The sequence below is a fragment of the Mongoliimonas terrestris genome, from assembly GCF_001927285.1.
Classification (GTDB): Bacteria; Pseudomonadota; Alphaproteobacteria; order Rhizobiales; family Pleomorphomonadaceae; genus Chthonobacter; species Chthonobacter terrestris.
Genome location: NZ_MSIG01000023.1, coordinates 33,206 through 47,000 on the forward strand (window position 1 = coordinate 33,206; position 13,795 = coordinate 47,000).

Sequence of the window (13,795 nt, forward strand, 5' to 3'; positions counted from 1 at the left end):
CGCCATCCCGGCGAAGGCCGGGATCCAACCGATGGCGAAAACCTTGCGCCGTCGGGGTCTCCAACACCGTCGGCTGGACCCCGGCTTTCGCCGGGGTGACGTCTCCCACCAGCGGCGGCGGTCAATTCCCCTTCACCGCATGGGCCTCGCTCAGTTCTCCACGACCACCCGCATGTTGTCGCGGCCGAACTCCTTGGCGAGCTTGAACAGCACCTTGGCGTGGTCCGGATGGAGCCGGACGCAGCCGTGCGAGGCCGGCCGGCCGAGACGCTTCACGTGCGGCGTGGCGTGGATGGCGTAGCCGCCGGTGAAGAAGATGGAGTGCGGCATCGGCGCGTTGTCGTATTTGCGCGAGTACCACATGGTGTGCATGCGATAGGGGGTCCAGACGCCCTTCGGGGTCTTGTAGCCCTTGCCGGCGGTGGAGACCTTCCAGGTGTGCGCCACTTCGCCGTCGACCATCACGGTCATCTCCTGGCGCTCCAGGCTGACCTTGGCGACGAGCTTCGGCCGCATGGCATAGCGGGCGTCGAGGGCGGGCTGCACGGCGTTGACCAGGGGCGCCATCTCGGCGGCGGGATCTTCCGACGGCGTGAGGCTGGCGATCTGCAGCGCCGGGCGCAAGGTCGCGTCCGCCGTGGGATCGACGGTGGCGAGCGGCGCCTCGGACCGGACGGGCTCGGCGGCGGCGGGGCAGAGGAGGGCGACGGGCAGGGCGCAGGCGAGGGCGAGTGCGGCAACGCGGGACATGACCACCTCGGACACGGAAAGGATCGTGCCTCAGTGTCGCGGACGTCGGTTGAAATGGCGCTAAGGGGAACGGTTCACACAAGGTATGCTCGCGGCACCGCATCCGTTCCCGCTTCATGAAGGCGCCGAACCACCATGGCACTCCTCGTTCTCGGTCTCGTCCTCTTCCTCGGCGTTCATTCCCTGCGCATCGCGGCGACCGGTCCGCGCGACGCCCTGATCGCGCGCTTCGGGGAGGGCGGCTTCAAGGGCGTCTACAGCGTGGTCGCAGCCATCGGCCTCGTGCTCATCGTGATCGGCTACGGGGCGGCGCGCGAGGCGCCGATCGTGCTCTACGATCCGCCGACCGCCACGCGGCACATCGCCCTTCTCCTGATGCTGCCGGTGTTTCCGCTGCTCCTTGCCGCCTACCTGCCGGGCCGCATCAAGACCGCGGCCAGGCACCCGATGCTGCTGGCGGTGAAGATCTGGGCGCTGGCGCACCTGTTGGCGAACGGAACGCTCGCCGACCTCCTGCTCTTCGCCGGGTTTCTCGCCTGGGCGGTGGTCGACCGGATCTCGGTGAAGCGCCGGCCGCGCGCCCCGGCAGTGGGGGCGCCTCCCGGGCGCTTCAACGACGCGGTGGCTCTCGTCGGCGGGCTTCTTCTCTACGTCGCCTTCGTCGGCGGCCTGCACGCGTGGCTCTTCGGCGTCTCGCCGATCGGGTGATGATTTCCCGGAGAAGCAATGCCGCTCCGGTTGGCGCCGCTCCGGAAACCCTGTAAACGCGTGGGATCGATGCGACGGCGCTGACGGCGCCGCGCGTCCACGGCAGGGATACGGGACCACGATGGCGGACATCTTCGACGAGGTCGGCGAAGACCTTCGGCGCGAGCAAATGAAGCGGATCTGGCAGCGCTACGGCGTGCTGATCATCGGCGTGGCCGTGCTGATCGTCGTCGGCGTGGCGGGCTGGCGCATCTATGAACACTACGCCACCACCCGCGCCGCCGAGGCGGGCGACGCTTTCCTGGCGACGCTGAAGGCCACCGAAGGCAACCCGGCCGAGGCCTCCCAGCGGCTGCTCGCCTTCGCGGCCGAGGCGCCCACGGGCTACGCGGTGCTGGCGCGCTTCCGCGCCGCCAGCGAAAAGGCCGCCGCCGGCGAGACGGCCGGCGCCATCGCGGCGTTCGAGACGATCTCCACCGAGGGGGCCGTTCCGGCGGACCTGAAGGACCTCGCCCGCGTCCGCGCCGCCATGCTGGCGCTCGACACGGAAGAGCTGCCGGCGATCAAGGCGCGGCTGGAACCGCTCGCCGCGCCGGAGAACCCGTGGCGCACCATCGCGACCGAACTCCTCGCCGTGGCGGCCCTGAAGGCCGGCGACTATGCCGAGGCGCGCACCCGCGTGGAATCGGTCGCCTCCGATCCGAGCCTGCCGGGCGACGTGCGCAACCGCATCACCATCCTGCGCTCCGTGATCGACGCGGAACTCGGTCCGGTGCCGACGGCGGATGCGGAGACCGGATCATGACGCGCTCCCGGCTCCCCGCCGTCGTCGCCCTGGCGGCCCTTGCGGCCGCACTGGCAGCCTGCGCGGACGGGCCGGGCGAGACCCTGTCGGGGCTCAACCCGTTCAAGGCCGAAGAGCAGATCCTGCCCGGCGAACGCCGCTCCGTCCTGCCGGGCGGCGATCCTGTGGCAAACGCCAGCGGGCGGCCCGCCGTGATCGGCGCGGCGACGGCGCTTGCCGACTGGCCGCAGCCCGGCGGCACGGCCGGCAACGACCCCGGCAACGTGGCGGTGGCCGGCACCGGGGCCCGCGCCTTCGCGGTGAAGGCCGGCGGCGCCGGATCGGGCGGCGGTTTCGGCTTCGGCATCGGCTCCACCGTCGGCATCCGCCTGTCGGCGCGGCCGGTGGCCGCCGGCGGACGCGTCCATGTGTACAGCCCGACCGGCACCGTCAGCGCCCACGCGCTTGCCAACGGCGCCCGCGCCTGGAGCGCGGACGTGAGCCCGGACGGAGAGGACACGGCGGTCTCCGGCGGCGGCATCGCCATCGACGGCGGGCGCCTCTATGCGGCGACCGGATACGGCGAATTGCGCGCGCTCGATCCGGCGACCGGCGGGGTGCTCTGGACCGCCCGGCTCGACGGACCCGCCCGCGGCGCGCCGACGGCGGCCGGCGGCCGGGTGTACGTGGTGACCCGCGCGAATTCCGTGCTGGCGGTCGACGCCGGCACCGGCCAGACCGTCTGGACCGGCTCGACCAGCGGTTCCGGCGCGAGCCTTCTCGGCGCGGCGAGCCCGGCGGTCGGCGGCGGTCTCGTGATCGTGCCGTCCTCTTCGGGCGAGATCCTCGCCTTCGACGCGGCGACCGGCGCGCAGAAGTGGGGTGCCTCCGTCGGCGGCGGTTCGCGCACGTCGGCGGTCACCGGCATCCAGGACGCCTCGGCGAGCCCCGTCATCCACGACGGCGTCGTCTATGCGACGGGCATCGGCGGGCGTATCATCGCGGTGCGGCTGGCGACCGGCGAGGAGATCTGGGCGCGCGAGATCGGCAGCGCCCACATGCCGATCGTCTCCGGCGGCACGGTGTTTCTCGTCGACCTCAACGACCGCGCCGTGGCGCTCGACCGGCAGACCGGCGCGGTGTTGTGGGCGACGCAGCTGCCTGTGGTGCGGGACAAGAAGACCCGCACGAGCTGGGCCGGGCCGCTGCTCGGCGGCGGCCAGCTCTGGTTCGTGTCGGTCGACGGCAAGATCATCACCGTGGACGCGGTGAGCGGAGCGGCCGGGACGCCCGGCGCGATCGGCCTGGAAGGCGTGATCCCGCCGATCGCGGCCGGCGGCGCCATCCTGGTGCTCGGCGGCGACGGTACACTGGTGGCCCTGAACTGAGGGGCCTTCAACCGGGGCGCCGCTCCAAAAATGGGCGCGATCGACCATAGGGTCGATCGACCGCCTTTGACCCGACGGCATCCGCCCGGCGCTTCGGCGCCTGTCCGGGTGCCGTTCTTCATTCCCGTCGCGGCCTGCGCATCCGGCGCGGTCCGCCCGAAAAGTTAGGAAAGACATGCCCATGAGCGCGACCGTCGCCATCATCGGCCGGCCGAACGTCGGCAAGTCCACGCTGTTCAACCGCCTCGTGGGCAAGAAGCTCGCCCTCGTCGACGACACCCCTGGCGTCACCCGCGACCGGCGGGTCGGCGACGCCAAGCTCGGCGACCTGCGCTTCCAGATCATCGACACGGCGGGCCTGGAGGAGGCCGATCCGGAGAGCCTGGAGGGCCGCATGCGCGCCCAGACCGAGATGGCGATCCGCGAGGCGACCGCCATCCTGTTCGTGATCGATGCCCGGGCCGGGCTGACCCCGATCGACAAGCACTTCTCCGAAGTGGTGCGCCGCATCGACCGGCCGGTGATCCTGATCGCCAACAAGGCCGAGGGGCGGCAGGCGGAGCCGGGCATCATGGAGTCCTTCGAGCTCGGGCTCGGCGAGCCGATCGCGCTCTCCGCCGAGCACGGCGAGGGCCTCGCCGACCTCTATCAGGCGCTGCTGCCGATCATCGAGGCGGAGCCGGACCCGTCGCTGGACCTGACCGAGGAAGCCATCACCGGCGTCGACATCGACGAGGAGGGCAACACGGTCGGCGAGGACCCGGTGCGACCGCTGCGCATCGCCGTCGTCGGCCGGCCGAACGCCGGCAAGTCCACGCTCATCAACCGGCTGATCGGCGAGGACCGGCTGCTGACCGGCCCGGAGGCCGGGATCACGCGCGATTCGATCGCGGTGGACTGGATCTGGAAGGGCCGGGAGGTGAAGCTCTTCGACACGGCGGGGCTGCGCAAGAAGGCGCGCATCTCGGCCAAGCTGGAGAAGCTCTCGGTCGCCGACGCGCTCCGCGCGGTCAAGTTCGCCGAGGTGGTGGTGGTGCTCCTCGACGCCACCATCCCGTTCGAGAAGCAGGACCTGCAGATCGCCGACCTGGTCATCCGGGAGGGGCGGGCCATCGTCATCGGGCTCAACAAGTGGGACCTGATCGAGGATCGGGGCGCCAAGATGAAGGAGCTGCGCGAGGAGGCCGACCGCCTGCTGCCGCAGGCGCGCGGCCTGCAGCTCGTGCCACTGTCGGGCCTCGCCGGCCAGGGCCTCGACAAGCTGATGGACGCCTGCGTGCGCGCCTACGACCTCTGGAACACGCGCATCTCCACCGGCCGCCTGAACCGCTGGCTGTCGGCCCTTATCGAACATCACCCGCCTCCGGCAGTGTCCGGCCGGCGGCTGAAGATCCGCTACATGACCCAGGCGAAGACCCGCCCGCCCTTCTTCGTGCTGTTCGGCTCGCGGCCCGAGGCCATGCCGGAAAGCTATATGCGCTATCTGGTGAACGGGCTGCGCGAGACGTTCGAGATGCCGGGCGTGCCGATCCGCATCCAGATGCGCACGTCAGGGGACAATCCGTACGACAAGAAGGATTGAGGGGGGATGCGTGGGTGGTCCGCCTGCGCGGACCACGACGGCGGTGGGTGGGCCTGTGCTGGTGGGCGTCCGAGGTCGGTCGTCACCCCGGCGGACGCTGGCGCCGACCGGAGGTGAGGACGAGCACGCCGTCGACGGCGGTGGGTGGGCCTGTGCTGGTGGGCGTCCGAGGTCGGTCGTCACCCCGGCGGACGCTGGCGCCGACCGGAGGTGAGGACGAGCACGCCGTGCGGATGCTGTCGCCGTCGGTTGGATCCCGGCGTTCGCCGGGATGACGGGTTAGGGGTGGGGCGCCGCAATGCGTGGGTGGTCCGCCTGCGCGGACCATGACGGCGGTGGGTGCGCGTGTGCTGGTGGGCGTCCGAGGTCGGTCGTCACCCCGGCGGACACCGGGGGCCGACCGGAGGTGAGGACGAGCACGCCGTGCGGATGCTGTCGCCGTCGGTTGGATCCCGGCGTTCGCCGGGATGACGAGTTGGATGATGGACGGGATGATGGGTTGAGGGTGGGGCGCCGCAATGCGTGGGTGGTCCGCCTGCGCGGACCATGACGATCGGGGCGGGTAGGATGGGGCGGTAAGGCTCGACTGTGGGGGAGAGGTTTGAGGGCCGATCGGCGGGGAATTGCCGCGCACCGCTCGCCTCTCACCCTCCGTTCATCCTCCATCGTCATGGTCCGCTTCAGGCGGACTAGCCACGCTTTTTCAGCGCGCCCGATCAACGAAAACGCGGTGGGTCCGCCGTTACGGACCGTCTCGACTGGGAGGGAGTTGGGATGGCACGGCCTACGGGAATCGAACCCGTCTCTCCAGCGTGAAAGGCTAGTGTCCTAACCGATAGACGAAGGCCGCCCAACGGGAGCGGGATATAGAGGACTTCCCGGCGGGTGGCAACCCCCTCGGCGCGGTGTCGTCGGAGGGCGGTCGGCTGAGGAGAGGATCCTAGCCGGGCTTGCGGTAGCGGCGGGCGAGATAGACCACGTCGCCGGTGCGCAGGCCTCGGTAGAGGAGGCTGCCGCGGCGCCGGAGAACGCGGTCATGAAGCGGCGGACGAGCCGGATACGGCCGAGGCGGGCTGCTTTACTGGCCTCCGCCGCGTCGAGGGCGGCGACGACGCCGGGGTGAGGTCGCGGCCGTCGGTCTGAAGGAGGCCGGATGCGGCAAACAGAACGGAAATGGTGAAATGGCGGGCCGAGGCCGGCTGTTCAGACCGCCGGCCGGGACGGGATGCTGAGATGTCGAATCAGGAAACGGCGGCAGGCGGTTGATTCGTCGGTTCAGCCGCGGCTCCGTCGGTTCAGCCGCGCCGGCCGCGGCTCCGTTGCTTCAGCCGCGCCGGCCGCGGCAGGGCCAGCGCCACTGGCGCCGCTTGCCGGTGTCCACGTGGATGGAGCGGGTGTGGCAGTAGATGCCGATGCCGCCGCGATCCGACTGGGCGTAGAAGAAGCGGGCGAGATCGTCGCGGGCGACGCCCGGCATGTAGAGGTCGAGCGCGTTGCAGGCCATGTGCTGGGAATGGCGGGCGCCGCGGACGCGCCGGTTGTGCGACGGCGAGCGGTAGCCGGAGGTCACCACCACCTTCTTGCCGAAGTGCGATTCGGCGCGGCGGACGAGCTGCAGCAGGCCCGGCTTGATGCAGGAGACGTTGATCGCCGAATGGGCGAGCAGGAGGCCGTTGGCCGCCTGCACGGTCTGGCGCGGCACGCCCGGCACGGTGCGGGCGAACGGGTGCAGCGGGCCGTCGAAGAAGCCGGACGGGTCGTCGTCCGGGGTGCGGGAGACGAGCACGATGCCGTCCTTCCAGGTGACGCCTGGGAGGCCCTCCACCACCTCGACCGGCTTGTCCGGCCGGGAGGTGTAGACGTTGACGAAGTCATGCGCCTCGCCGTCGTCGAAGGGCAGCTCCACCGGGGCGATCTTGGTCGGGTCGGCTTCTTCCTCGCCGGCGAGATCGGCCTCGGAGAACTCCTCCTCGAGGTTGGCCTCGATCGGCGCGTCCACGGCGGCGGCGACCTTGCGGGCGATCGGCGTGGCGCCGGCCGCGGCGGTGCTGTTCACCGCCTGGACCTCGGGCGCCGCCGGGGCCGGATCGACGCTGCGGAACATGGAGAGGAGGCCGCGCGGGGCGGTGGATGCCTCCGCCATGACGGGTGGGGTGGCGGGGGCGGCAGGCGCGCCGGGGGCAGCGGGTGTGCCGGGTGCGGCGGGCGTGGCAGCGGTATCGGTGCTGGCGGGGAGGGCTGCCGCGTCAGCGGCCTGGGTGGACTCGCTGGAGGCCGCAGGCGCCGCGCTGTCGGCGGTCGGGACTTCGGTGGTCGCGGCGGTTTCGGCCGGAGGATTCGCGTTCGCGGGAGTCGGGGTCGCCGTCGCCGGTTGGGAGTCGGTCCGCCGCGCCGTCATGAAGTCGGAGGTGTCGTAGATCCCTCCCGAACAGGACGCCATCATGACAGCCGCGGCCGCTGCGGCGAGAATGCGAACCTTCATGCAGCCAATCCCCCGAGAACTGAAACGGGACGACGGCGCAGAGCGCAAATCGGTCCCGCTCCGCATCGGCCGCAGGACGGCGCGATGCAAGGCGCGCCAAAACAATACCGGGGACAAGCCGCTGGCAAGCGAAAAAGCGCCGATCCGGGGATCGACGCCTTTCAGGCTGGCCGCGGCGGACAAGCAGCACGATTCGTCTATTGTCGTAAATGACAATCAATGGCGCGATCCGGGCGACTTCGGCGTTTCGGCCTGCCGCCCGGCGCTAGGCCCGGCTCACCACTTGCCGGTGTTCGGCATGGAGGCCCAGGGCTCCTGCGGCGGCAGGGCGGGGCCCTTCTGGAGAAGCTCGATGGAGATGTTTTCCGGCGAGCGCACGAAGGCCATGTAGCCGTCGCGCGGCGGGCGGTTGATGGTGATGCCCGCATCGGCGAGCTTCCGGCAGGTGGCGTAGATGTCGTCCACCTCGTAGGCGAGATGGCCGAAGTTGCGGCCCTCGCCATAGGTCTCCGGGTCCCAATTGTAGGTGAGTTCCACGAGCGGGGCGGCCTCGGCCCGGCCGCGGGCGACGTCGTCCGGGGCGGCGAGGAAGACCAGGGTGAAGCGACCCTTCTCGCTCTCGGACCGGCGCACTTCGACGAGGCCCATGTGCTCCGTCCAGAAGGCCAGGCTGCTGTCGAGGTTGTTCACCCGGACCATGGTGTGGAGATAGCGCATGTCATGTCCTTGGCTTTGAAATCGATGGTGGAAGCGGCGAACCGCGAGAAAACGGTGACGGATCCGGCGCGCCCCTCCGATTGAAGCATCCAGAGTGCCCGAGGCGCCGTTCCAGGCCGTCAACGGCCGTGGCGCATGGTCAGTTCCGCGAAAGCGAGATCTGACCATTCTCCTGGATAACGACGGCACTGATCCGACTACAGTCTTGCGATATGGCCGATGATCGATGCTAGTCTTGGTTAACGGGAATGCAATGGGTGCGAACTCGAGGCTGATTCGACCCGACGGCATTCAGGTGCGGCGTATTTGCGGGGGCTGTCTATGGCCAAACTTCACATGGACCCGTCGGTTTCTGTCGGGGGCGAGGAGGAATCCGGCCTCGACGTGATCGAGGTGGCAGGGACCATCAAATGGTTCGATGTCGCCAAGGGCTTCGGTTTCATCGTGCCGGACGAGCCCGGCATGTCGGACGTGATGCTGCACGTGACCTGCTTGCGCCGGGATGGGTTCCAGACCGCCTACGAGGGCGCCCGCGTGGTGTGCGAGGTCCTGAACCGGTCGAAGGGCCTGCAGGCGCTCCGCGTGCTCTCCATGGACGAGACCACGGCCGTCCATCCGTCCCAGCTGCCGCCGTCGCGCACGCACGTGCAGGTGGTGCCGACCAGCGGGCTGGAGCAGGCCGAGGTGAAGTGGTTCAACCGCATCCGCGGCTTCGGGTTTCTCACCCGCGGGGAGGGGACGGAGGACATCTTCGTCCACATGGAGACGCTCCGCCGCTACGGCATGGCCGAGCTGCGGCCCGGCCAGATGGTGATGGTGCGCTTCGGCGACGGGCCCAAGGGGCTGATGGCCGCCGAGATCCGGCCGGTCACGCCGGGCGGCATTCCGTCGTCGCACTGAACTTCAGGCGGCCATGAACCGTTCAGCGTCCGGGTTCGGCCGGATCCGCCGCGCCGACGGCCGGTCTCGCCCTGCGGCGGGCACGGCGGGTCGGGGTGGCGGTGCTTGGCCGCCGACCACCGGGAGATGTCGGGCCGCATGAGATCCTTCGTCCATTCCTGTCTTGTGGCCGTCGCGTTGGCGGCGGCGCCGCTGTCCGCGACCGTCGAGGTCCGTGCGGAGGGCACGCCGGAACAGCCGGCGGCCAGCCTGTCGCGGCTGACCGTGGAGACGGCATCGGGCCTCCACGCCTACGACGTCGAGCTTGCCGTCACGCCGGCGGAGCGGTCGCGCGGGCTGATGTACCGCAAGAGCCTGGCGGCGGACCGCGGCATGCTGTTCGACATGGGCGTTGCCGGGCCGGCCGCCTTCTGGATGCGCAACACCTTCGTGTCGCTCGACATCATCTTCATCGGTGCCGACGGGCGGGTGCTGAACGTGGGCGCCCGCACGACGCCGCTCTCGGAGGCGACGGTGCCGTCGGACGGCGACGCACGCTTCGTGCTGGAGCTCGTCGCAGGGCAGGCGGACGCCATCGGCCTGAAACGAGGCGACCGGGTGAGGCACCCGATCATCGACGCGATCGCCGGTCCCTGAGCGGACGCCGCAAGGAACCCCCGGCGCCGGTCGCCGCTTCTCCTCTCGACATCCGGTCCCGAAGGGCGGGACCGGTCAGGAGCGGAGATGGCGATGGCCAACCAGATGGATCCCAACCAGCGCGGCAGTGGCAGCAACCGCAAGCTCATCACGATCATTCTCGGCGTGTTCGCCGTGGCGGTGCTGGCGATCGGCATCTGGGGCACCGTGGAAACCTCCGACATCGAGGCCATTCCGGACGAGGCCAACATGTCCGCGCCGGGCGAGGGCTCCATCGAGAACAACCCGACCGGCACCACGCGTCCGGCCCCCGCGCTCGGTCCCGACGACCAGGTGGCGCCGTCGAACAATCCGGTCGCCACGGAGTAGACCGGCTCCCGGCCCGGTTAACCACCTGCGGCATTGTTCGGGGCCTGACCGTCCCGGACGTGCCAAATGGTGGTCTTAGTATTTAAGATGCATTAAAGATTGACCGGTTTGACAGGGTCCGGCGGCTGCGGGTCCGTGGGGGCTGGGGCGTCGGTTCCGTCGGATAGCGGACAGCGTCCGGCCGATCGCCCTTCATCCAGCAAAGCGAGGGTTCCTTGACGGCAACCATCACCGTTGCGATGGCCACCTACAACGGGGCCCGTCACATCCGCGAACAGTTGGACAGTCTGGCGGCCCAGACGCGGTTGCCGGCGGAACTCGTCGTCTGCGACGACCAGTCCGGCGACGACACGGTCGCCATCGTGCGGGACTTTGCCCAGACGGCGCCGTTTCCGGTCCGCGTGGTGGTGAACGACGAGCGCCTCGGCTGGCGCGGCAACTTCCTGAAGGCCGCCGGCCTTGCCACGTCGGACCTGATCGCCTTCTGCGACCAGGACGACGTGTGGTACCCGCAGAAGCTCGCCACCCTGGCGCCGCACCTCGACGGGGCGGACGTGCTGCTCGTCTCGCACAACGCCGACCTGGTCGACGGCAGCGGCACCGCTTATGGAACGCTGCTGCCGGTGGAGGAGGGCGTGCAGGTGATCGCGCCGCTGTCGCGGCCGACCCACTGGAGCAACCCGCTCGGCCTCACCCAGCTGTTCCGCCGCGAACTCCTTCAGTTCAACGACCTGTGGAGCCGGACCGCCGACCTGACAGCGCCGCAGCACCCGGCCGCCCACGACCAGTGGTTCTTCCAGCTCGCGACCAATCTCGGAACCGTGGTGGCCATCCCGGACCGCCTGCTCGCCTATCGGCAGCACGGCGGAAACACGGTCGGCTGGGCGCCGCCGCCGAAGACCTGGCGCACGGCCATCCAGACCATGGGGGCGACCGCCGGCGCCATCGAGCGCACCAAGGTGATGCTGAACCGCTTCTCGGCGGTGTTGGAGACCGCCGCCGAACGCGCGGACGGGCCGATGCGCCAGCGCCTCCTGAGGGCAGCGACCGAAAACCGCGCGCTGCTGGCGCGCCTGGACGGCCGCGGCCGGGTCTACGGGACGGCGGGCATCATGCGCCGCGCGGGGGTTCTGGCCGACATGGTGCGGGACGGCGCCTACAGCCGGCGGATCGGCTGGACGCTCGGCTACCGGGCGCTCGCCGCCGACCTCACGGTCGGGCTCCTGTGCGGGCCCTCGCTCGGCCGGCGGTTCGGCGCATCAGGGTGACGCGCCCGCACGGGGCGGCTGCGCCTCCGGGCTTCAGTCCTGCTTGAGGCGCTTGCGCATCCCGGCGAGGGCGCGCGGGATGGTGATGCCGACAAGCTGGCGCACGGTCATGTGGTCGGCCGTCTGCGAGTTGAGGTAGTTCTGGGTGAGATGCTCCACCACCCGCTCCGGATAGGTCGCCTCGAAGAGGTCGAGGGTGCCTTGACGGCGGAAGACCTCGTGCAGGAAGGAGCCTTCCGGCGGCGCGATGGCCTTCCAGTAGCCGGACTTCTCCACGATGTTGTTCCAGAGATGCAGGGTGCGCGCGCCCTTGCAGAGCGCCTCCGCTTCCGCCCGCGCCGAGGGCAGGAAGGGCTTCCACCAGGTCTCCCAGGGGATCGGATAGAAGACGCAGGACGGATGGGCGTCGGCGAAGGCGTCCTTGCCGAACGACCGCGACACTAGGATCGGCCCGGTCGCACCCCATTCCATTCCGCTGCCGAACGCGAAGCTTTCGGTTTCGGCGATCAGCGGCTTCAAACCCGGCTCGGCGGGGTCGATCCGCATGATGGCGTTGTTGACGCTCGTTGCGGTTTCGTAGGCGAACAGGTTGCCGCTGGTGGGCACGCTGAAATCGGACAGGCAGACGAGGTCGGTGTCGATCCAGGTGGAGCCGGTCCGCTCGAACATGCGATAGCGGAAATAGTCGCTGAAATGCTGGAGGCTCGGCTTGCCCTGCACCACGAAGCCGTCGAGGTACTTGCGATCGACGATCTCGCCGGCGTCGGCCACGGCGATGTCCGCGGGCAGCCCCTTCAGCGGGCCGTAGGCGTAGATCGTGACCTTGAAGCCGTGGTGGACGAAGGAGAGCAGGCAGGCGAGATCGAGCGGCGTCAGGGACGCGCCGTGCCAGAAGGTGGAGACGGACTTGCCGGCCGCGTCAGCCATGGAATGCTCCGTTGCGGCCTTGGCGGCCGTCGTGTTTGAGATCGGAGAGGCCTTGATCCGCTCCAGGCTGTCGACCGGGGTCATCGGGCGGTCTCCCGCGAGGGAACGGGGTCGGGGCCGCCGTAGCGCTCCGCCCTGGTGCCGAACAGCCCCACCACCCGGCCGGTCGAGCAGGACAGACGATGGAAGACGAGGCCGGCGGCGAGCTTCCAGTCGCGCTCGCGGGTCAACGCCCGGGCGGCCGCCACGGGCGTGCCGGCCAACTCGCGGGCGATCTTGGCGATGAGCGGCCCGGTGCCGAGATGGCGAAGGTCCGCGCGGCTCTGGGAGGCGGCGGTGGAATAGGACCGCCAGGCGAAGCCCTTCGCGGTCAGGCGCGACAGCGGCACCGCTTCGGTCACATGCGCGTCGGGCGCCCAGACCAGGCGGGCGCCGCGGGCGAGCGCGGCGAGGAAGAACTCGTAGTCCTCGCCGCCGGTGCGGGCGAAGTCGGCCGAGAAGGGCTCGCGGCCGAACCGCGCCAGGAAGGCGGTGGAGAGGAGCAGGTTGCCGCACTCGTTGAGCATGCCGGTCGGCCCCTCCGCCTTCGGCAGATAGGGCTTGTCGACCGCGGCACGGGCAAAGAGGGTCTCCACCTCCGCGACGAGGCGGACGGGGCCGCCGGCGATGTCGGCCGCGTGGCGCCGTCCGGTGGCGACGAGGGCGGCCAGCCAGTCGGGCGCCGGCACCTGGTCGTCGTCGATGAAGGCGATCCAGGCGGGCGGTTCCGGCGCGTGGAGCGCCGCCGCCACCAGGGCGTTGCGCACCGCCGAGACGCCGGGCGTCGCGACCGCGATCACCGTGCTGGGCGGCAGGTCGGGGTCGGCGAGGACCGGATAGGTGTCGAGGTCGCGGCTGTCGTTGTTGCCGACGAGAATGGAGTAGGGCTCCGCGAACGTCTGCAGCTTCAGGGCGCGCAGGAGCGCGGCGAGCTTCTCCGGCCGCCTGCACGTGGGAATGCAGACGACGACGGCATTCTCGCGGGTGGAATTTTCAACCAAGACAATACCTCTTCGGCGATTCGACGGAGGCAACCGTGGCGCCGGACCATGCTAGATCCTACAGATGCAGATAGGCGAAATCGAGGGCAGGGCGAGAAAGTTCGATGGCGTCGTCGAACAGCGTAAGCGGGGCGGCAGCTGCGGAAGGGGTCCACGCGTCCGTGTGGGGATGTGGTCGCGCGGGCCGTCGCGACGCGGCGTGCCGGACGGAACCAGCTTGCCCTTTCGGGCGTAAAACGCTACG

At 70.2% G+C, this 13,795-nt stretch carries 13 protein-coding genes and 1 tRNA gene; 8 read left to right on the forward strand and 6 right to left on the reverse strand.

The annotated features are described in order from the left end of the window. Nucleotides 1-150: 150 nt before the first annotated feature. Entirely contained in the window at nt 151-750 is a 600-nt protein-coding gene (locus tag BUQ68_RS20835) for a L,D-transpeptidase (protein WP_342587030.1), read from the reverse strand. A 135-nt stretch (nt 751-885) separates the two neighbouring features. Between BUQ68_RS20835 and BUQ68_RS20840 the strand changes: the two genes are divergently transcribed. The 4 genes from BUQ68_RS20840 (at nt 886) to der (ending at nt 5,212) form a co-directional block, all read left to right on the forward strand. Beyond that, entirely contained in the window at nt 886-1,458 is a 573-nt protein-coding gene (locus BUQ68_RS20840) for an NnrU family protein (RefSeq protein ID WP_075217958.1), read from the forward strand. A 121-nt stretch (nt 1,459-1,579) separates the two neighbouring features. Continuing rightward, nucleotides 1,580-2,263 carry a tetratricopeptide repeat protein gene (locus BUQ68_RS20845; protein WP_075217959.1) on the forward strand — a complete coding sequence of 228 codons (684 nt, stop codon included), beginning with the start codon at nt 1,580-1,582 and terminating at the stop codon, nt 2,261-2,263. Continuing rightward, nucleotides 2,260-3,630, forward strand: coding sequence for a PQQ-like beta-propeller repeat protein (locus BUQ68_RS20850; protein ID WP_075217960.1), 1,371 nt, complete (start codon nt 2,260-2,262; stop codon nt 3,628-3,630). Before BUQ68_RS20845 ends, BUQ68_RS20850 begins: the two co-directional genes overlap by 4 nt. A gap of 181 nt (nt 3,631-3,811) precedes the next feature. Next, complete coding sequence (der, locus tag BUQ68_RS20855; RefSeq protein ID WP_075217961.1) at nt 3,812-5,212, forward strand: ribosome biogenesis GTPase Der; 1,401 nt, start codon at nt 3,812-3,814, stop codon at nt 5,210-5,212. A gap of 775 nt (nt 5,213-5,987) precedes the next feature. Here the strand turns inward: der and BUQ68_RS20860 are convergent. From BUQ68_RS20860 to BUQ68_RS20875, 3 genes are all read right to left on the reverse strand, one after another. Beyond that, a tRNA-Glu gene (locus tag BUQ68_RS20860) sits at nt 5,988-6,062 on the reverse strand. 474 nt (nt 6,063-6,536) lie between these two features. Beyond that, entirely contained in the window at nt 6,537-7,694 is a 1,158-nt protein-coding gene (locus BUQ68_RS20865) for a YcbK family protein (protein ID WP_139315289.1), read from the reverse strand. 276 nt (nt 7,695-7,970) lie between these two features. Further along, nucleotides 7,971-8,411 (reverse strand): VOC family protein, encoded by a 441-nt coding sequence (locus tag BUQ68_RS20875; RefSeq protein WP_075217964.1) that lies wholly within the window; start codon nt 8,409-8,411, stop codon nt 7,971-7,973. A gap of 321 nt (nt 8,412-8,732) precedes the next feature. Between BUQ68_RS20875 and BUQ68_RS20880 the strand changes: the two genes are divergently transcribed. The 4 genes from BUQ68_RS20880 (at nt 8,733) to BUQ68_RS20895 (ending at nt 11,584) form a co-directional block, all read left to right on the forward strand. Continuing rightward, the gene (locus BUQ68_RS20880; protein WP_075217965.1) at nt 8,733-9,311 is read left to right on the forward strand and encodes a cold-shock protein; all 579 of its coding nucleotides are present in this window, start codon (nt 8,733-8,735) and stop codon (nt 9,309-9,311) included. A gap of 138 nt (nt 9,312-9,449) precedes the next feature. After that, entirely contained in the window at nt 9,450-9,947 is a 498-nt protein-coding gene (locus tag BUQ68_RS20885; RefSeq protein WP_075217973.1) for a DUF192 domain-containing protein, read from the forward strand. An 87-nt stretch (nt 9,948-10,034) separates the two neighbouring features. Further along, nucleotides 10,035-10,316: a hypothetical protein gene (locus BUQ68_RS20890; RefSeq protein WP_075217966.1), complete on the forward strand. Its 282-nt coding sequence runs from the start codon at nt 10,035-10,037 to the stop codon at nt 10,314-10,316. Between the two features lie 215 nt (nt 10,317-10,531). Next, nucleotides 10,532-11,584 carry a glycosyltransferase gene (locus BUQ68_RS20895; RefSeq protein ID WP_139315290.1) on the forward strand — a complete coding sequence of 351 codons (1,053 nt, stop codon included), beginning with the start codon at nt 10,532-10,534 and terminating at the stop codon, nt 11,582-11,584. A 33-nt stretch (nt 11,585-11,617) separates the two neighbouring features. On the opposite strand, the gene BUQ68_RS20900 is transcribed toward BUQ68_RS20895, so the two are convergent. Together BUQ68_RS20900 and BUQ68_RS20905 are read right to left on the reverse strand one after the other, a co-directional pair. Next, entirely contained in the window at nt 11,618-12,595 is a 978-nt protein-coding gene (locus tag BUQ68_RS20900) for a hypothetical protein (RefSeq protein ID WP_083656774.1), read from the reverse strand. Further along, nucleotides 12,592-13,551, reverse strand: a complete 960-nt coding sequence (locus BUQ68_RS20905; RefSeq protein WP_075217968.1) for a glycosyltransferase family 2 protein — start codon at nt 13,549-13,551, stop codon at nt 12,592-12,594. Before BUQ68_RS20905 ends, BUQ68_RS20900 begins: the two co-directional genes overlap by 4 nt. Nucleotides 13,552-13,795: the final 244 nt, after the last annotated feature.